14 protein-coding genes and 3 pseudogenes are annotated in these 19,574 nt (G+C 57.2%); 10 read left to right on the forward strand and 7 right to left on the reverse strand.

Annotated features, from left to right (window positions below; genetic code table 11):
* Positions 1-53 precede the first annotated feature (53 nt).
* Entirely contained in the window at positions 54-389 is a 336-nt protein-coding gene (gene uspB, locus AAHB66_RS22345) for a universal stress protein UspB (RefSeq protein ID WP_032615027.1), read from the reverse strand.
* Positions 390-672: 283 nt separating this feature from the next.
* Here uspB and uspA point away from each other — a divergent pair, with 283 nt between their 5' ends.
* Positions 673-1,110, forward strand: coding sequence for a universal stress protein UspA (gene uspA, locus AAHB66_RS22350; protein ID WP_032615029.1), 438 nt, complete (start codon positions 673-675; stop codon positions 1,108-1,110).
* A gap of 97 nt (positions 1,111-1,207) precedes the next feature.
* Here the strand turns inward: uspA and rsmJ are convergent, their stop codons facing one another.
* Positions 1,208-1,960, reverse strand: a complete 753-nt coding sequence (rsmJ, locus tag AAHB66_RS22355) for a 16S rRNA (guanine(1516)-N(2))-methyltransferase RsmJ (protein WP_347114621.1) — start codon at positions 1,958-1,960, stop codon at positions 1,208-1,210.
* A gap of 7 nt (positions 1,961-1,967) precedes the next feature.
* Positions 1,968-4,010 carry an oligopeptidase A gene (prlC, locus tag AAHB66_RS22360; protein WP_347114622.1) on the reverse strand — a complete coding sequence of 681 codons (2,043 nt, stop codon included), beginning with the start codon at positions 4,008-4,010 and terminating at the stop codon, positions 1,968-1,970.
* Between the two features lie 203 nt (positions 4,011-4,213).
* Here prlC and AAHB66_RS22365 point away from each other — a divergent pair, with 203 nt between their 5' ends.
* The 5 genes and pseudogenes from AAHB66_RS22365 (at position 4,214) to AAHB66_RS22385 (ending at position 9,755) form a co-directional block, all read left to right on the forward strand.
* A complete protein-coding gene (locus tag AAHB66_RS22365; protein WP_347114623.1) occupies positions 4,214-5,056 on the forward strand; it encodes a 23S rRNA (adenine(2030)-N(6))-methyltransferase RlmJ in 843 nt (280 codons plus the stop codon).
* A gap of 70 nt (positions 5,057-5,126) precedes the next feature.
* The gene (gene gorA, locus AAHB66_RS22370; protein ID WP_347114624.1) at positions 5,127-6,479 is read left to right on the forward strand and encodes a glutathione-disulfide reductase; all 1,353 of its coding nucleotides are present in this window, start codon (positions 5,127-5,129) and stop codon (positions 6,477-6,479) included.
* Between the two features lie 185 nt (positions 6,480-6,664).
* Positions 6,665-6,934 carry a monooxygenase gene (locus tag AAHB66_RS22375; RefSeq protein WP_347114625.1) on the forward strand — a complete coding sequence of 90 codons (270 nt, stop codon included), beginning with the start codon at positions 6,665-6,667 and terminating at the stop codon, positions 6,932-6,934.
* A gap of 209 nt (positions 6,935-7,143) precedes the next feature.
* Complete coding sequence (locus tag AAHB66_RS22380; RefSeq protein WP_347114626.1) at positions 7,144-7,866, forward strand: hypothetical protein; 723 nt, start codon at positions 7,144-7,146, stop codon at positions 7,864-7,866.
* Positions 7,867-8,104: 238 nt separating this feature from the next.
* A pseudogene (locus tag AAHB66_RS22385) lies at positions 8,105-9,755 on the forward strand (alpha,alpha-trehalase).
* 12 nt (positions 9,756-9,767) lie between these two features.
* Here the strand turns inward: AAHB66_RS22385 and AAHB66_RS22390 are convergent.
* Positions 9,768-11,373: pseudogene (locus tag AAHB66_RS22390) on the reverse strand (STY4199 family HEPN domain-containing protein).
* Between the two features lie 153 nt (positions 11,374-11,526).
* On the opposite strand from AAHB66_RS22390, the gene AAHB66_RS22395 reads away from it, so the two are divergent.
* Complete coding sequence (locus tag AAHB66_RS22395) at positions 11,527-12,054, forward strand: GNAT family protein (protein ID WP_347114627.1); 528 nt, start codon at positions 11,527-11,529, stop codon at positions 12,052-12,054.
* Here AAHB66_RS22395 and AAHB66_RS22400 read toward each other — a convergent pair.
* A pseudogene (locus tag AAHB66_RS22400) lies at positions 12,034-12,847 on the reverse strand (SDR family oxidoreductase). The gene AAHB66_RS22395 and the pseudogene AAHB66_RS22400 overlap by 21 nt on opposite strands.
* 119 nt (positions 12,848-12,966) lie before the next feature.
* Between AAHB66_RS22400 and AAHB66_RS22405 the strand changes: the two are divergent.
* The 3 genes from AAHB66_RS22405 (at position 12,967) to AAHB66_RS22415 (ending at position 16,556) form a co-directional block, all read left to right on the forward strand.
* On the forward strand, positions 12,967-13,866 hold the full coding sequence (locus AAHB66_RS22405; RefSeq protein ID WP_347114628.1) for a LysR family transcriptional regulator: 900 nt from the start codon (positions 12,967-12,969) through the stop codon (positions 13,864-13,866).
* Between the two features lie 51 nt (positions 13,867-13,917).
* On the forward strand, positions 13,918-14,961 hold the full coding sequence (yhjD, locus tag AAHB66_RS22410) for an inner membrane protein YhjD (protein WP_347116545.1): 1,044 nt from the start codon (positions 13,918-13,920) through the stop codon (positions 14,959-14,961).
* A gap of 272 nt (positions 14,962-15,233) precedes the next feature.
* Positions 15,234-16,556, forward strand: a complete 1,323-nt coding sequence (locus tag AAHB66_RS22415; RefSeq protein ID WP_347114629.1) for an MFS transporter — start codon at positions 15,234-15,236, stop codon at positions 16,554-16,556.
* Between the two features lie 83 nt (positions 16,557-16,639).
* On the opposite strand, the gene AAHB66_RS22420 is transcribed toward AAHB66_RS22415, so the two are convergent.
* Both AAHB66_RS22420 and pdeH read right to left on the reverse strand, forming a co-directional pair.
* Positions 16,640-18,637 carry an AsmA family protein gene (locus AAHB66_RS22420; RefSeq protein ID WP_347114631.1) on the reverse strand — a complete coding sequence of 666 codons (1,998 nt, stop codon included), beginning with the start codon at positions 18,635-18,637 and terminating at the stop codon, positions 16,640-16,642.
* Between the two features lie 162 nt (positions 18,638-18,799).
* A complete protein-coding gene (gene pdeH, locus AAHB66_RS22425; protein WP_347114632.1) occupies positions 18,800-19,570 on the reverse strand; it encodes a cyclic-guanylate-specific phosphodiesterase in 771 nt (256 codons plus the stop codon).
* Between the last annotated feature and the right edge of the window lie 4 nt (positions 19,571-19,574).

Genomic DNA, 19,574 nt, shown 5'->3' on the forward strand with positions numbered 1-19,574 from the left:
CAGGCAGGTAACACGAAGAGCGGGTCAGGAAACTGGCCCGCTTTTTTTTGCGCTCAATGCCAGATGAGGAGAGCAATCATACTCACCACCACCAGGCCGCACAGCGCGCTGGTCAGAATGAACTGGCGGCGCAGGCGTTCACAGCGGCGGATAAACTCATCGTCATGATGATCGCGATAACGCTGGGCGTAGATATACCACACCAGGCGCATCTGTTTGCTGGGCTGCCCGTGCGAGGTGAAAAAGCCCCCGCCGTCGACATATTGATAAAGCAGCGGATCGCAGCCACGCAGTACCACTAACAGGGCGCGCAAGGATGAGAAATAACGCGCCATATTCACGATGCAAACTACACATAACGCCCAAAACAATGCGACGGTGCTAATCATACTTCCTCCCCGGCGTCCGCCCACGAAGCAATGCTCCGGGACTACCGCACCCATGCCCTGACAGACGGTTCAGTGAAAGAGAGACTCAAAAGCCGATCGGCTTCACATTTTAGTATCCGAACGGCTTATTCAATAGTGTAGGAGATCCGCTAATTTTTTTGCCACAAGGTTAATCGTTATCAACACCAATGCTTGAAAATTTTGTTTAACTGGGCCGTAATGAAGGCAGGTAGACGACTGCTACACGCATTGGTCATCGATAACTTAAGGAAGGAGTAACACTATGGCTTATAAACACATTCTTATCGCGGTTGACCTCTCCCCGGAGAGCAAGGTGCTGGTTGATAAAGCGGTATCCATGGCCCGTCCGTACAATGCGAAAGTTTCCTTAATTCATGTGGACGTGAATTACTCCGATCTCTATACCGGCCTGATTGACGTGAACCTGGGCGACATGCAGAAGCGTATCTCCGAAGAGACTCACCAGGCGCTGACCGAACTCTCCACCAACGCGGGCTATCCAATCACTGAAACCCTGAGCGGCAGCGGCGATCTGGGCCAGGTGCTGGTCGATGCAATCAAGAAATACGATATGGATCTGGTGGTCTGCGGCCATCACCAGGACTTCTGGAGCAAGCTGATGTCATCAGCGCGTCAGCTGATTAACACTGTACACGTGGATATGCTGATTGTGCCGCTGCGCGACGAAGACGACGAGTAAGTGCATTAAATACCCCTCACCCTAACCCTCTCCCACAGGGAGAGGGAATAGATTGAGGACGTAGGCCGGGTAAGGCGAAGCCGCCACCCGGCTTTTTTTATTCCGGCGTACCGGAGTAAATATCAAACCGGTGTCCTTTCGTGGTTATCGCATTGGTGGTGGCGACCTCCGCCAGCGGCGGCGCATAGTCAGGACGTTTCACTACCACCCGCTTCGTTGCCAGCAGGCGAGCAGGCTCCAGCAGGCCATCTGCATCCAGATCCGGCCCCACCAGCGACTGAAACACCCGCATCTCTTTCTTCACCAGCGCGCTTTTCTGCTTATGCGGGAACATCGGGTCGAGATAGACCACCTGCGGACGCGGGGTGATATCCGTCAGCGCCGTCAGGCTTGAAGCGTGGATCAGCTGTAACCGCTCCTGCAACCAGCCACCTATTTCCGGGTCGGCATAGCCGCGGGTCAGGCCGTCATCGAGCAGTGCGGCGACCACCGGATTACGCTCCAGCATCCGCACCCGACAGCCCACCGAGGCCAGTACAAAGGCGTCGCGTCCCAGCCCGGCGGTGGCATCCACCACGTCCGGCAGATAGCTGCCCTTGATCCCAACCGCTTTGGCGACCGCTTCGCCACGTCCGCCGCCGAACTTGCGCCGGTGCGCCATCGCCCCGCCGACAAAGTCGACAAAAATGCCGCCGAGTTTGGGCTCGTCGCGTTTACGTAATTCGAGATGCGCTGTCGTCATTACCAACGCCATCAGGTTCTCTTCATCGTGTTCCAGCCCCCAGCGGGCCGCCAGAACAGATAAGGCGCCGTCTCCGGCGCCTGTTTCATCTGCTAAGTGGATCTTCACGAATCAACTAACCCTTGATGCCGTAATGCTCAAGCATCGCGTCCAGCTGCGGCTCGCGGCCACGGAAGCGTTTGAACAGCTCCATTGGCTCTTCGGAACCGCCGCGGGTCAGGATGTGATCGAGGAACGACTGTCCGGTGGCACGGTTGAAAATCCCCTCTTCTTCGAAGCGGGAGTAAGCATCTGCCGCCAGCACGTCTGCCCACAGGTAGCTGTAGTAACCCGCCGCATAGCCGCCAGCAAAGATATGGCTGAACGCGTGCGGGAAGCGACCCCAGGTCGGGCCAGGGATCAGGGCCACCTGCTTCTTGATCTCTGCCAGGGTTTCGAGCACCTTCGCCCCCTGCTCCGGGCTGAACTCGGCATGCAGACGGAAATCGAACAGGCCGAACTCCAGCTGGCGCAGGATAAACATCGCCGCCTGGTAGTTTTTCGCTTCCAGCATCTTATCCAGCAGCGCTTTTGGTAGCGGCTCGCCGGTCTCGTAGTGGCCGGAGATAAACGCCAGCGCGTCCGGCTCCCAGCACCAGTTTTCCATAAACTGGCTCGGCAGCTCGACCGCATCCCACGGCACACCGCTGATACCGGCTACGCCTGCGGCTTCGATCCGGGTCAGCATATGGTGCAGACCGTGGCCGAACTCGTGGAACAGGGTGATCACTTCATCGTGGGTGAACAGCGCAGGTTTGCCGCTGACCGGACGGTTGAAGTTACAGGTCAGGTAGGCCACCGGCTTTTGCAGCGAGCCGTCGGCTTTACGCATCTGGCCTACGCAGTCGTCCATCCAGGCACCGCCGCGTTTGTTTTCGCGGGCATACAGGTCCAGATAGAAGCTGCCGCGCAGTTCGTTTTTGTCGTCATACAGCTCGAAGAAACGCACGTCGTCGTGCCACACTTCCACATCGTTGCGCTCTTTGGCGGTGATGCCATAGATGCGCTTCACCACTTCGAACAGGCCGTTTACGGCTTTGTTTTCCGGGAAGTACGGACGCAGCTGCTCATCGCTGATGCTGTAGAGATGCTGCTTCTGTTTCTCGCTGTAATACGCGATATCCCACGGCTGCAGCTCATCCACGTCGAACTCCGCTTTCGCAAAGGCGCACAGCTGGGCCAGCTCTTTCTCGCCCTGAGGACGGGCGCGTTTGGCCAGATCGGTTAAGAAATCGAGCACCTGCTGCGGGTTTTCCGCCATTTTGGTGGCGAGGGATTTATCCGCGTAGCTGTCGAAGCCCAGCAGCTGCGCCAGCTCGTGACGCAGGGCGAGGATCTCCGCCATCACCGGGGTGTTATCCCACTTACCGGCATTCGGGCCCTGATCGGAGGCACGGGTGCTGTAGGCGCGATACATCTCTTCACGCAGGGCCTGGTTGTCGCAGTAGGTCATCACCGGCAGATAGCTCGGGATATCCAGGGTCAACAGGTAGCCTTCCTGCTCTTTCGCCTCGGCCTGGGCTTTCGCCGCCGCCAGCGCGCTTTCCGGCATGCCGGCCAGCTCGGCCTCGTCGGTAATCAGTTTGGTCCAGCCCATGGTGGCATCCAGCACGTTGTTGCTGTACTGATTGCCCAGCTCGGACAGGCGCGTGGCGATTTCGCCGTAGCGCTGCTGTTTGTCTTTCGCAAGGCCAATGCCCGACAGTTCAAAATCGCGCAGCGCGTTATCAACGGACTTTTTCTGGGCGATGTTCAGGGTGGCATAGTGGTCGCCATCGCGCAGGTCGCGGTACGCTTTGTACAGCCCCTCGTGCTGCCCGACCCAGGTGCTGTATTCCGACAGCAGCGGCAGGGTTTGTTCGTAGGCTTCACGCAGCTCCGGACTGTTTTTCACCGAGTTCAGGTGGCTGACCGGGGAGAAGATGCGGCCGAGCACATCATCCACTTCCGCCAGCGGCTGACACAGGTTTTCCCAGGTGTAAGGCGCGCCCTGCGCTACCACGCTCTCGACGGCGGCACGGCAATCGTCCAGTGCTTTGGTAACAGCGGGAACAACGTGTTCAGGCAGAATGGAGGAAAACGGTGGCAACGAAAAAGGCGTCAGTAATGGGTTGGTCATAAGCACTGTCCTGTTAAATGAGTGAATGAAGCGCGCATCCTGCGCGAGCATATTGTTTCCAGGATGGGGTTAAGTGTAGTGAATTTCAATGGCTGGGGTGACAGAAAAACAGCCGCCGCGACGGGGCGTGCCGGGCCTGCGGGTAATCTGCGCCGTTCTGCTGTAAACTGTGGCCAATCGTCATTATCGGAATACATCTACCCATGCTCAGTTATCGCCACAGCTTTCACGCGGGCAACCACGCCGACGTTCTTAAACATACCGTTCAGAGCCTGATTATCGAGGCCCTTAAAGAGAAAGATAAGCCTTTTCTCTATCTGGACACCCATGCCGGCGCGGGCCGCTATCAGCTGAGCGGTGAACACGCCGAGCGCACCGGGGAGTACCTCGAAGGCATCGCCCGTATCTGGCAGCAGGACGACCTGCCGGCCGAGCTGGAGCCGTACATCAACGTCATCAACCACTACAACCGCAGTGGCCAGTTACGTTACTACCCGGGCTCGCCGCTGATTGCCCGCCAGCTGCTGCGCGAGCAGGACAGCATCCAGCTGACCGAACTGCACCCGAGCGACTACCCGCTGCTGCGCTCTGAATTCCAGAAAGACAGCCGCGCGCGCGTGGAGAAAGCGGACGGCTATCAGCAGCTGAAAGCGAAGCTGCCGCCGGTTTCCCGTCGCGGCCTGGTGCTGATCGACCCGCCGTATGAGATCAAAAGCGATTATCAGGCAGTGGTCGCGGGCATCCACGAAGGTTACAAACGCTTTGCCACCGGCACCTATGCCCTGTGGTATCCGGTGGTGCTGCGCTCGCAGATCAAGCGCATGATCAAGGACCTGGAAGCGACAGGCATCCGTAAGATCTTGCAAATTGAGCTGGCGGTTCTCCCGGACAGCGATCGCCGCGGCATGACCGCCTCCGGCATGATCGTGGTTAACCCACCGTGGAAGCTGGAAGCGCAGATGAACAACGTCCTGCCGTGGCTGCATAAAAAACTGGTTCCGGCCGGCACCGGCCACGCCACCGTCAGCTGGATCGTGCCTGAGTAATTACAGCAATCGGTGGAAGCTATTGATTTCAGGTATACAATCGCGGCAATTAACGATTAAGGATAAGACCATGACTAAGCATTATGACTACATCGCTATTGGCGGCGGCAGCGGCGGTATCGCCTCGATTAACCGTGCGGCCATGTATGGCCAGAAGTGCGCCCTGATTGAAGCGAAAGACCTCGGCGGCACCTGCGTCAACGTCGGTTGTGTACCGAAAAAAGTGATGTGGCATGCGGCGCAGATCCGTGAGGCCATCCATCTTTATGGCCCGGATTATGGTTTTGACACCACCATCAATAACTTCGACTGGGATCGCCTGATCGCCAGCCGTACGGCATACATTGACCGAATTCACACCTCCTACGACAACGTGCTGGGTAAGAACAACGTCGATGTGATCCGTGGTTTCGCCCGTTTTGTGGATGCGAAGATCATCGAAGTGAACGGCGAGACGATCACCGCCGATCATATCCTGATCGCCACTGGCGGCCGTCCGAGCCATCCGTCTATTCCGGGTGCGGAATATGGCATCGACTCCGACGGTTTCTTTGAGCTGCCTGCCCTGCCGAAACGCGTTGCCGTTGTGGGCGCGGGTTATATCGCCGTGGAGCTGGCTGGCGTGATTAACGGACTGGGCGCGGAAGCGCACCTGTTCGTGCGTAAACACGCCCCGCTGCGCAGCTTCGATCCGCTGATCGTCGATACGCTGGTGGAAGTGATGAACGCCGAAGGCCCTCATCTGCATACGGAAGCTATTCCGAAAGCGGTGGTGAAAAACGCCGACGGCAGCCTGACCCTGGAGCTGGAAGATGGCCGTAGCCAGACCGTTGATTGCCTGATCTGGGCCATTGGTCGTGAACCAGCAAACGACAACTTCAACCTGGCGGTCACGGGCGTGAAAACCAATGAGAAGGGCTATATCGTTGTCGATAAGTTCCAGAACACCAGCGTGCCGGGCATTTACGCCGTGGGCGATAACACCGGTGCGGTTGAGCTGACGCCAGTCGCCGTTGCCGCGGGTCGTCGTCTCTCCGAGCGTCTGTTTAACAACAAACCGGACGAGCATCTGGACTACAGCAATATCCCGACCGTGGTCTTCAGCCACCCGCCAATCGGCACCGTTGGTTTAACCGAACCGCAGGCGCGCGCGCACTATGGCGATGACCAGGTGAAAGTGTATAAATCGGCTTTCACCGCCATGTATACCGCCGTCACCGCTCACCGTCAGCCGTGCCGCATGAAGTTAGTCTGCGTCGGCCCGGAAGAGAAGATCGTCGGTATTCACGGTATTGGCTTCGGTATGGATGAGATCCTGCAGGGCTTTGCAGTGGCGCTGAAAATGGGTGCCACCAAGAAAGACTTCGATAATACTGTGGCAATCCACCCAACGGCGGCAGAAGAGTTTGTGACCATGCGTTAATAGGCCTTGCCACTCGCGATTCTGCGCTTATAAAGACCGGCCCTCAGTGGTCGGTTTTTTTATGCCCCCTCAGCCCGACTGTACAAACGGTAACAAAATTCACCGGAAACGGTGGCAGACCTGGCTAATCTTAAAAAGTATTAAGCGCTTACCTGGAACGATTATTTAAGATTAGAGAAAAGACAATGCAAGTGAAGATCAACGCAAAAAGCCTGGCTAAATTCCACCTCATTCTTGCCCTTGTGTGGGCGATGTTAACCATACCCACCCTCCTGTGGTGGAAAAACAGTATCCTCTGGGTCTCCCTGATGAGTATTTACGCCATCGTGGTGTCGCATCTGGCTGCCTATAGCGCGGCCCATGCGGAAAAAGCGGCCAACAATGCTCTGAATCAAAGCGAAGAGACCAAACAGAAGACCGAGAAAATCGCCGCCGATCCACGTCAGGCGCACTGATTGTGCCCCACCGGTGTCAGGCAAACAGGATCTGCCCGACGCCGGTACACTCCTCAAAAATAAACATTCTGCGCGGCATATTTAACAGACGCATCCCCGCCATCAATATCGATTTTGGACAAGTATTTGCAAAATTGGCCGATAAAACAAAAGTTCGAAGACACAGCGATATTAACCAAATAAAAATAATTTACCTTGAGGGAATATTCATGCCAATCAGCAAAAGTAAAAACGCTATTCTGGTATTTGAATCACCATGGAAACTCGACGATTACGATGCCAACCGCTCGTCAGTGCTGCCGTTTGTTCAGGGGATCGCCAAAATGCATGGCGACACCGAAGTCTATTCTCTGAATTTTTATAATAAAAAGAGCTTCGAGATTGCGCTGGAATGCCTGTGTCGTCAGAAATTTGATAACACTCTCGTCTATATTGCGGCACATGGCACTAAAACCCGTATCGGTGATGTTTCACTCGACGATATTCTCTACGCTATTAACGAAAAATCTAAAAAATTCAATATCAAAGGTTTAATGCTGGGCTCATGCTTTGCGGGCAGCAAAACCCATTTACTGGAGCAGTTCCTCGAAGGCAGCAAACTGACCTGGTGCGCCGCTTATTCCTCTTCATGCTACTGGCTGCAGGGCACCATGCTAGACTGCGCTCTTCTTCATAGCGCCCTTAACATTGAAGATGCTCATTATAAAACGCATGAAGAGATGCAGGAGGCTTTTGCTGACGCCATTGCGCCTTTTGCCCCCAATGGCATCATTGGCACTGACAGTAAAGATCAACCCGTAGTGCTGTCAGAATCTTTGCAAATCGTGATTCAGCCAGAAGGGAGAGGTTTCCGCGCCCGCCTCTCATCTGAAGATATTTTCGACCGCGCGCAAGCGCATCGCCTCAACGAGGAACCAGAAGAAGCCCTCTGATTCATACTCTGTTGCAAAGCGAATGATCCGAATTTTAGATCGCCTCCGCACTGCTGGATCGCCTGTTTATTGCCTGCAATAACATCAACATGCCGCCAGCAGTGCCGGTTTTTCGCTTCCAGTAAAATGTGATCTACCGCACATATACCTCTTCACAGACCGAAGCGAATGACTAAGCTTAGTAGGCAACCGGATAAAACCAGACCCGAGACAACATTAACCGGAGGTCCTGACCACCATGTTCAACCAGCATATACGCACTGTAGAGACCGTAGAGTTCGATATAGAACAAGAACTTCTCTACGAAATCGATCCCTGCGAGTTAAAACTGGATGAAATGCTCGAGGCGGAGCCGGAACCTGAAATGATTGAAGGGCTGCCCGCATCCGATGCGCTCACCCCTGCCGATCGCTACCTTGAGCTCTTTGAGCACGTGCAGTCGTCGCGACTGTTTGCCGACAGCAAAACCTTCCCCGACTGCGCACCAAAAATGGATCCGCTGGATATCCTCATCCGCTACCGTAAGGTGAGACGTCACCGGGACTTCGATCTCCGCCAGTTTGTGGAAAATCACTTCTGGCTGCCGGAAGTCCTGTCGAGCGAGTATGTGTCCGATCCGTCCCTTTCGCTCAAGGAACATATCGACAACCTGTGGCCGGTGCTGACCCGCGAGCCGCAGGATCACATCCCCTGGTCGTCGCTGCTGGCGCTGCCGCAGGCCTACATTGTGCCCGGCGGGCGATTCAGCGAAACCTACTACTGGGACTCCTATTTCACCATGCTGGGCCTGGCCGAAAGCGGTCGCCACGACATGCTTAAGTGCATGGCGGATAACTTTGCGTGGATGATCGAAAAATATGGCCATATTCCCAACGGCAACCGTACCTACTACCTGAGCCGTTCCCAGCCGCCGGTGTTTGCCCTGATGGTGGAGCTGTTTGAAGAGGACGGCGTGCGCGGAGCCAAGCGCTATCTCGATCACCTGAAAATGGAGTACGCCTTCTGGATGGACGGCGCGGAGTCGCTGCTGCTCAACCAGGCCTACCGCAGTGCGGTGCGTATGCCGGACGGCTCTCTGCTCAACCGCTACTGGGATGACCGCGACACCCCGCGGGACGAGTCCTGGATAGAGGACGTCGAGACCGCCCGCCACTCCGGTCGTCCGCCCAACGAGGTCTATCGCGATCTGCGTGCCGGGGCCGCGTCCGGCTGGGACTACTCCTCCCGCTGGCTGCGGGATCCGAGCCGGCTGGCGAGTATTCGCACCACCCAGTTTATCCCTATCGATCTCAACGCCTTCCTGTTCAAGCTGGAGAGCGCCATCGCCAATATCTCGGCCTCGAAAGGGGACAAAGAGACCGCGGAGATTTTCCGCCAGAAGGCGAGCGATCGCCGCGCGGCGGTCAACCGCTATCTGTGGGATGAGGAAAACGGCTGCTATCGCGATTACGACTGGCGTCGGGAGGAGCTGGCGCTCTTCTCAGCCGCCAGCATCGTGCCGCTGTACGTGGGTATGGCGACCCATGAGCAGGCAGAACGTCTGTCAGATGCGGTGAAAGCCCGTCTGCTGACGCCGGGCGGTATTCTGGCCACCGAGTATGAAACCGGTGAGCAGTGGGATAAACCCAACGGCTGGGCACCGCTGCAGTGGATGGCGATCCAGGGGTTCAAGCAGTACGGCAACGACTCGCTGGGGGATGAGATCGCCTGGAGCTGGCTGCAGACCGTTAACCAATTCTACAAAACGCACTACAAGCTGATTGAGAAGTACCACATCGCCAGCAGTCAGCCTCGCGAAGGGGGCGGGGGTGAGTACCCCCCTGCAGGACGGGTTTGGCTGGACCAACGGCGTGGTACGCCGCCTGATTGGCCTGTACGGGGAGCCGTAGCTCCCCGTGCTGTCAGCGGATCACCTGATAAATCGCCGTCTGGATCGACAGCCATTTTTTGCTGCTGTCGTTCGGCTGCGCCTGTGCTCGCCGCTTTGCCTGATCCATCTCGCGTCGCTGGCGCTCGACTACCGCCGGAACGGTACAAAATGCCTGGAGATATTCTTTACGCAGGCCCGTCAGCGTTTCGCCTGCGGCCATCGCATGGCCGAGGTTAGTAATAAACTGCCGGCAGGGCTTCTCCTGGGTCATTTGCAGGCGATAGCGCATCAGTAAATCCAGCACCTCGCGATGGTTGACGGAGAGCGCATGCTCGGTCCAGGAGAGTTTCCAGTCCATCCCCGCTTTCAGGAACAGTAATGTCACCCGGGTGTCGTTGCGGTCGATGGCCGCCCGGAAGTTATTCTCATCCCAGGTGACCCCCAGTCTTGTGAGCGTTTCACGGGATGAAGGGGTCTCGCGCATCTCTTCCGCCACCGCCTGTACGGGCTTTGCGGGAGCCACATTGCTGGCCGCCTGGGTCGGGGCGCTGCTTTCAATTAACAGCCAGGTGCCCATCATCATCATGCCCATCACCATCACCCCTACCGCGCCCCACAGCACGACCGAGATCAGGTAATCACGCTGCTCAGGGGTGCGCGCAGGCCGACGGTTCGGTTTATCGATGGTGTCGCGCACCTCAAAAATGTCGTCCCCCGTGACGTTATTTTTTATCCGCGCGTTCTCCCAGAAGAGATTCAGCTCGTGAGTATCCGCTGCCATCAGTCCCGCCGGATTTACGGCAGTGCGGCCTTCATCAAACGCCCGCTGTACGGGGCTGGCAATCTGGGCGTAGTAGTTATCCAGCAGCAGAATTTGCGTAGAGGTCAGCGGCTGCTGGGCAATAATTTTATTGCGGATCAGCCGGATATCATCGAGGAAGGTCTGTAGGGTTTTACGCGGTTCCACCATCAGCGTCAGCAGCGACGGATCGCTGAACAGCGCCGAGTAGGAGCGGGAGTACTCTTTTTTATCCACCAGCATCAGGGCCAGCTCGCTGAACATCATGCCGCCGAGGGCGTCGTTACGTTCGCCCTGCTGCAGCCAGCCGCGTACCCGATCGGCGCTGAACAAGGTTTTCAGGTGATTGTTCAGCCGCGTGGGATCCGGCCAGGCCTGCATAATCAGCCCTTTAATCATCAACTCCAGCGTCCGCACCTGCTTCTGCGCGTGCTGCTGGCGCAGGTCATCGCTGGGCCCCATCTCCGTGCTGTAGGTCAGCAGCGGCTGCTGCAGACGCAGATGCTCAAGCGCGGTCACAAAGCGCGTCGCAGCAATCAGCTGGTTGTCGCTCACCTCCTGCCCGCTTTCGTACTGCGGCACCCGCTGCTGTAGCAGCCGCAGTTGCAGGGTGAACTGCGACAGCTCCGCATCGTTCAGGTTGAGCTGCTTTGCCACTCTCGCCCAGCCCCCCCAGCGCCAGCCTGGCGGAATCGAGCTGCTCAAGGAACCAACGGGGATCTTTGCCTTCGGCAACGTGCACCTTTAACAGGAGCAGGATCTCAACGGAGGCCTGACGAATAATTCCCAGACAGCGTTCAAACTGCTCGCGGTTCACGTGCGATTTACTGAGGGTCATCATATTCCTTTAAATGCTGCGCACTTATGCAGAGGCAGCTGTCGGAGAGCGGTCTTTTTTTTAAGTGGTTCTACCAGATTAAACATACCCGATAATGGGTACTATTTCAGTGATAATGTTAAAATCATTTACAAAAGTTCCCGGAGATCTGGCATGCCCGTGTTGCACACCCCGCGTTTAACCTGCTCCCCGCTGCAGGAAACAGACTGGCCCTTTTTTCTCTCGCTGCAGCAGCATCCCGATGTGATGCGCTACGTGGCTGAAGCCCGGCCGGAGGAGGCCATTCGTGAGGCCTTTACCGCGCGACTGCCCGCATGGATCCCGGGCAGCGACCACTGGCTGTGCCTGGTGGTACGCGATAACGCCAGCCAGCTGCCGCTCGGGGTCACCGGGTATATTCATCATGATGATGATTGCGCCGAAGTGGGGTTCTTGTTTGCTCCGGAGGCGCAGGGAAAAGGCTACGGCTTTGAGTCCTTGCAGGCGGTGTGCGATTACGCCTTCGGTCAGGGCGGGATCCGCCGCTTAACCGCCACGGTGACGGCGGGCAATGTCGCCTCGAAACGCCTGCTGGAAAAAGTGGGGTTTGTGCTGGAAGGGGAACTGCGCGAAAGCTACTGGCTTGCAGGCCAGTGGCATAATGACTGGCTGTTTGGGCTGTTAAAGAAAGAGTACCGCTAAGCGTGCCGCGGGGATCCCTCCCCGGCATAAGGCTACAGGAACATCCCCCCCGGAGACTTCAATCCGCTGCGCATTCATCCAGCCCAGCTCATCGCTCAGCAGGGCGGCAATCGCATCGCCGATATCGTCCGGCAACCCGACGCGCCCCAGCGCCGTCTGCGAGGCAATGTGCTGGTTGATCTCCTTGTCATCGCGCACGCGCCCGCCGCCGAAGTCAGTTTCAATGGCGCCCGGGGCAATGATATTGGCGGTGATCCCACGCGCGCCCAGCTCTTTCGCCTGGTAGCGGGTAAGCACCTCCATCGCCCCTTTCATTGCCGCGTAGGTACTGGAGCCCGGCAGGGCAAAACGCGCCAGGCCTGAAGAGACGTTCAGGATACGTCCGCCGTTTTTCATCAGCGGTAACAGGCGCTGGGTCAGGAAGAATGGCCCTTTGAAATGAATGTTCATCACCTCATCAAATTGCGCTTCCGTGGTCTCCACATAGGGGGGCGTATAAACCCACCCCTGCGTTGTTCAACAAATAATCGAAGCTGTTGCGCTGCCATACTCGGTGCAGCGTTTCTTCAACCTGTCGGGCAAAGCCTTCAAAGTGGGTAATATCCCCGACGTTCAGCTGCAATGCTGCCGCTTTGACCCCTTTTTGCTCAATTTCGCGCACGACATCGAGCGCCTCCTGCTGGCTACGGTTCCAGGTCAGGAGGATCCCGACACCTTTCTCTGCCAGCTTCAGCGCCGCGTTTTTACCGAGCCCGCGGCTGCCGCCAGTCACTAATGCAATACGTTCAGTCATAAGAAACCTCGTTTCGGCTGTGGTGGTGATTGAGAAAGAGCTTATTAGGTGATAGAAAATCAATAAATATGGCTAAAAACGCTTCACTGTTTCATAGCTAACAACAATGAGTGCTCCCTATGGATAAAATTCAGGCAATGCAGTTGTTCATTCGCGTCGCTGAACTGGAGAGTTTCTCCCGCGCAGCGGACTCAATGGGCCTTCCTAAAGGTAGCGTATCCCGCCAGATCCAGGCCCTGGAGAACGGGCTTGGCACCCAGCTGCTGCACCGCACCACGCGGCGCGTCAGCCTGACCCAGGACGGGATGGTCTACTACGAGCGGGCCAAAGATCTGCTGGCCAACATGGATGAACTGGATGGTCTTTTTTTGCACGACCCTGCCAGCGTCAGCGGAAGACTGCGGGTGGATATGCCCACCGGCGTTGCGCGAAATCTAGTCATCCCCCGACTGCCGCTTTTTTTGCAACAGTATCCCGGCATTGAACTGGAGCTGAGCAGCAGCGACAGGCTGGTGGATGTGGTGCGGGAAGGGTTTGACTGCGTGGTGCGCGTCGGCACCCTGAAGGATTCCGGCTTAATCGCCCGCCCGCTCGGCAAGCTGTCGGTGATCAACTGTGCCAGCCCCGATTATCTGTCGCGTTTTGGCTATCCCGACGGGCTGGACGATTTAGCCTCTCATGCCGTGGTGCACTACGCGACGCACCTCGGCACCCGGCCACAGGGGTTCGAATATTACGACGGCGAGTCGACCCACTGGATCAAGACCGGCGGCATACTGACGGTCAACAGCACCGAGACCTACCACGCCTCTGCGCTGGCCGGGCTGGGGATTATTCAGGTGCCGCGGGTGGGCGTGCGTGATGCGCTGCGCGCCAAAAAGCTGCTGGAGATCCTGCCGCAGTACCGCGCCAGACCGATGCCGGTCTCCCTCATCTACCCTCACCGCCGCAACCTCTCCCGCCGGGTGCATCTGTTTATGGCCTGGCTCACGGAAATCATGAAAGCGTACGTTGACTGAGGGCAGACTATAATTCCAAAGACCACCCGCTAAACGATAAGGAAAATGTGACTGATGCCGGAAAGCAACCCGCAACGTCCTACTCAGGATCTGGACTTCGATCCGATTAAAAAACTGGAAACCCGTCCGCCCGAGGCGCCGCCGGAGCCTAAAATCACCGCAGTGCGCAAAACGGGCAGCCTGCTGGATAAGGCGAAGGATGTAATCCAGCTGCTGCTGCAGCGGCCGATGATTGCCCACCTGCTGCGCGCCACCGAGCGGTTTAACGATCGGCTGGGCAATCAGTTTGGCGCGGCGATCACCTACTTCTCATTTTTATCGATGATCCCGATCCTGATGCTCTCCTTTGCCGCGGCGGGTTTCATTCTGGTGTCGCACCCGACCCTGCTCCAGGATATCTTCGGTAAAATTCTGCTCAACGTCAGCGATCCGACGCTGGCGGCCACCCTGAAAAATACCATCAGCACCGCCGTACAGCAGCGTACCACCGTGGGAATTGTCGGGCTGTTAGTGGCGCTCTACTCCGGCATTAACTGGATGGGCAACCTGCGGGAAGCGATCCGCGCCCAGTCCCGTGACGTCTGGGAGCGTAAGGCGCAGGATGAGGAGAAATTCTGGATCAAGTATTTACGCGACTTCATCTCGCTGATTGGCCTGCTGGTGGCGCTGATTATCACCCTCTCCATCACCTCCGCGGCAGGCGCAGCGCAGCAGATGATTATCTCCGCGCTCTATCTGGACACCATCGAGTGGCTGAAACCGGTCTGGCATCTGGTGGGGCTGGCCATTTCGATGCTGGCGAACTATCTGCTGTTCTTCTGGATCTTCTGGCGGCTGCCGCGCCACCGGCCACGCCGCAAGGCGCTGATCCGTGGCACCTTCATTGCCGCGATTGGTTTTGAGGTCATCAAAATCGTGATGACCTACACCCTGCCGTCGCTGGTAACCTCCCCGTCCGGAGCGGCATTCGGCTCGGTGCTGGGACTGCTGGCCTTCTTCTACTTCTTCGCCAGGCTGACGCTGTTCTGCGCGGCCTGGATCGCCACCGCCGAGTACCCGGATGACCGGCGAATGCCTGGCAAATCACACCGTTAAGCACTCCATCGGGCTGGATAAGAATGCAATATTTCAGCCCGATTCATCATTTCAGCATATAAATCCAGCCTGTAACTTTTATTTAACCCAAAACCAGTTTTATCATCTAAGTATTAATTTCTGTGAAGCATTTCATAGATGTGAATTTCCTGGTCTGAAAATTATTCACTTTTTGCCGGCTTTTTCGCCATCCGCTGCGTTTGTTACAGATTGAAATGTCGCTTTTGCTGTGCGTAATATGGCCTTTCGTTCGCCAAAAATAAGAAAAGTTTATGCAAGCCACAGCCACAACACTCAATTCAGAGCAGGAAAACGTCCCGGTTAACTCGCGCAATAAAGTCGTCGTCGCATCGCTGATTGGCACCGCCATCGAATTCTTCGACTTCTATATTTACGCCACCGCTGCGGTCATCGTTTTCCCGCATATCTTCTTCCCGCAGGGCGACCCGACGGCGGCCACGCTGCAGTCGCTGGCGACCTTCGCCATCGCCTTTATCGCACGTCCTATTGGTTCGGCGCTGTTCGGCCACTTCGGCGATCGCGTCGGGCGTAAGGTGACGCTGGTCGCCTCGCTGTTGACCATGGGGATCTCCACCGTCGCCATCGGCCTGCTGCCGACCTACGAGACTATCGGTATTCTGGCTCCGCTGCTGCTGGCGCTGGCCCGTTTTGGTCAGGGTCTGGGTCTGGGCGGTGAATGGGGCGGCGCGGCGCTGCTGGCGACCGAGAATGCCCCACCGCGCAAGCGTGCGCTCTATGGCTCCTTCCCGCAGTTGGGTGCGCCTATTGGCTTCTTCTTTGCCAACGGCACCTTCCTGCTGCTCTCCTGGCTGCTGACCGACGAGCAGTTCATGACCTGGGGCTGGCGTATTCCGTTTATCTTCTCGGCGGTGTTGGTGCTGATCGGCCTGTACGTGCGCGTCTCTCTGCACGAGACCCCGGTGTTTGCCAAAGTGGCGGCCGCGAAGAAACAGGTAAAAATCCCGCTCGGCACCCTGCTGACCAAACACGTTCGCGTGACGGTGCTGGGCACCTTCATCATGCTGGCGACCTATACGCTGTTCTACATCATGACCGTCTACTCCATGACCTTTAGCACCACCGCTGCACCTGTGGGTCTGGGTCTGCCGCGTAACGAAGTGCTGTGGATGCTGATGATGGCGGTAATTGGTTTTGGCGTGATGGTACCGATTGCCGGGCTGCTGGCTGACCGCTTTGGTCGTCGCCCGAGCATGATCGTCATTACTTCGCTGATCATTCTGTTTGCGCTGTTCGTCTTCCCGCCGCTGCTGGGTTCCGGTAACCCGGCGCTGGTGATGGCTTATCTGCTGATTGGTCTGAGCCTGATGGGGCTGACGTTCGGCCCGATGGGCGCGCTGCTGCCAGAGCTGTTCCCGACCGAAGTGCGTTATACCGGAGCGTCATTCTCCTATAACGTCTCCTCGATTCTGGGTGCCTCTGTTGCGCCGTATATCGCCACCTGGCTGCAGGCGAATTACGGTCTGGCGTATGTCGGTTACTACCTGGCGGCCATGGCGGCGCTGACGCTGATTGCCCTGCTGTTGACCCACGAGACCCGCCATCAGTCACTGTGATTCAAAATACCCTCTCCCAAAGGGAGAGGGTGAATAACACCCAGGCCCGGCAAGCAACGCGCCGCCGGGCAAAAACCCCCGCCCTATTTCTTCATCTGCGACAGGATCACCTGACACTGATTAGCCTGCCCTTCTGACGGGGAGATCAGCGCCAGCAGTGCCGCCGCAGGCGTCACCAGCGTTGCCAGCGCCGCTGCCACTGCGCCACGCGCAATCAACGGCCCCGGTTTTACCCCGGCCTGTGGATCTTTAAAGGAACCGCGCACATACAGCGGCGAGCGCAGGGTGACGATGCGGATGCCCTTGCTCTCCGGATTGATGGTGAGATCCAGCTGCTCCGAGGCCATACTGGCCGTGCCGGTAATGTTGATAACGGCATTTTCAGTATCAAAGGCAAAGATTTTCGGACGGGCAACACCGTTCACCAGGTCGATATTGGCCGCTGCACAGTTGACCCTCACCTCATCGTCACCAAATATCTGCCCTATCAGGTAATTGCCGACGTTCAGCCCCAGAATTTCCATCAGGTTGCGGCTGACAAGCCCATCGTTCATCAGCAGCTTCAGGTTGCCGTTACCGTTGCCCAGCAGGGCCGCCACGGAGTTACCCACGCCGCGGATGGAGGCATCACCGTTCATCTCGCCGAGGGTTTTCTGCATCAGCTCCACATCAGGCATCAGCTGTTTGAGCTTCAGCCGCCGGGCCTGGATCTCCGCCTGGCCGTGCATCGGCTTCTTGTCCCCTTCCAGCTTAATGTTTGCCGAGATAGTCCCGCCCGCCATGCCAAATTTCAGCGGCTTCAGCTGCAGGTCAGCATTTTTAAGAATGATATGGGTCGAGAGATCGCTGAGCGGCAGGCTGCTGCCATGCTCGATTCGCCGCCCCTTGAAGCGTACGTCGGCATCCATCACATCCCATTTGTCGGTTTCGAAGCGGTCGTTAGGCAGCACTTTCCCTGACGGCGGTGCCTGTTTTCTGACCTTCTGCGCTTTGGTGCCTTTACCGGAATCGACGCCAATCAGCGGCCCCAGATCGGCCAGCCGCAGCTGCCGTGACTCCATGTCGCCTTCCAGCTTCGGCCGTGGTTTGCCGGTGGTGTAGGTCAGCGAGCCATGAATATCGCTGTCACCGATCCGACCGTTGAAGTCGCGGTAATCATAGACAGACGATTTTTCAGGGTCGATTTTTGCCACCAGATGACCATCGGTTTCGAACGGTGGGGTATCCGGGAGCAGAACACCGGTCAGCTCGTACAGCTCGCCCAGCGAATCGCCGGAGAATTTAAGGCGCAGATCGACCCCGCCCATCTTCATGGGATCGCTCACCGTGCCGACAAAGGCCACCCGGGTATTGCCGGAGCGGAAATCAGCCTGCACCGGGAAAGGCGTACCTTCGCCGCGCAGGGCCAGCATGCCGCCAATTTTGCCGCTACCCTTCAGAGGCTGTTCGTTGTAACGCCCTTCGGCTTTCAGGCCAAAGACGTAATCACCAGGCTTATCTTTTCCGTCTTTCCCTTTGGTGCCGGTCACTTCGCTGAAAGGCAGCGCTTTACCCAGCGGATCGACAAAGATCTCGAGGTTGGCTTTGCTCACCGCATCGTCAATGGCGACGTGCCCGCGATCGAAAATGATGTTATCGAGACGGAACGACCAGGACGAGGGTTTGGCTGCGGCCTCTTTGTCTTTACTCTCGGCGAAATCAAAGGTCCAGTTATTGGTCTTCTCCGACAGGCGGATCAGCCGGGCGTCGGGTTTCTGGAGTTTGATCCACGGCAGATAGACCGTTTTGGTCAGCAGCGCCAGCGGAGCCAGCGTGGCTTCGACGCGTGGCAGATGCACCATGGTGATTTCAGGAATATCGGGCGGATTGCCGAGCATAACGTTGTCGGCATGTACGTGTGGCCACGGGATCCAGCTGCGCCAGCCCGTTTCGCCCTTCTGGCGCTCCCATACGACGCCCAGATCGCCGCGAATGGCGAATGGACGGTTGAGTTCGGTCGAGACTTTCTGGTTGATGGTCGGTTTGAGGCGGTTCCAGTCAAATGTCGCGATCACGACAATGAGCACCACAATCAGCAACAAGAAGACCCCCCCCGGACCAGGTGATAATCTTCGCTGTTTTTGTCATCCCATAATTCCTTTTTTACCTTGCCAGTCATGAATATAGTTTAGACGAGGAAAAAAGGAGCGGCAGCGTCCGGTAATAACGCGTTAACCACGCGCTATTATGGGAAGCAGCCGGGCTTACAGGTTGACGATAACGTTGTCGAGCGTCTCCATCGGTACCGGGCGGGAGAGGAAATAGCCCTGCGCGGCGGCGGCAGGCGAGTTTTGCACATCGCGCCACTCTTCCAGCGTCTCAACGCCTTCGACGATGACCCCCTGACAGTAGCGGTTCATCAGCTGCAGCAACAGGGTGAACAGGTTGCGGCCTTCCGGGGTCTGACGCAGCATAATGAACAGGTCACGCGCCACTTTGATGTAGTCGTAACGCACTTCGCTCAGGGCGGAGAAGTTCGCCATGCCGGTACCAAAGTCGTCCAGCCACAGGGGACCAAATTCGCACATGGTGGCAAACGAGGAGTCCTGCGGCAGACGAACGTGCTCCACCAGCTCAAAGCGCAGCCACGGCAGGCGTTGGATCAGCTTCTGCAGGCTCTCATCCTGACGCACCGCCAGCAGGGTTGGGCCATCGACGTTGACCGAGGCCAGAATGCTGTTGTCGGCGAAGAAGTCCTGCTTTGCCGTCAGCATGCTGAGCTGCTCTTCGAGGATATCCAGACGGTGGCGCACCGGCAGTTCCGCAAAATAGCGATCCGGGGCGATCCGCTGTGCCGGGTTTGACGGATGGGTTACGACGGTCAGGATCTCGATCGCCATCAGTTTACCGTCGGTGCGGTAAATGGGCTGATAAGTATAAGCACGCTCACATTGCAGCCAGTAGCGATGTTCCTGCAAGTTCTCAATACTTGCCTCGGGGATGCTCAGCAGCTGGATGTCCTGCCTTAACTTCATTTCA

The organism is Leclercia sp. S52, assembly GCF_039727615.1.
GTDB classification, from domain to species: domain Bacteria; phylum Pseudomonadota; class Gammaproteobacteria; order Enterobacterales; family Enterobacteriaceae; genus Enterobacter; species Enterobacter adecarboxylatus_B.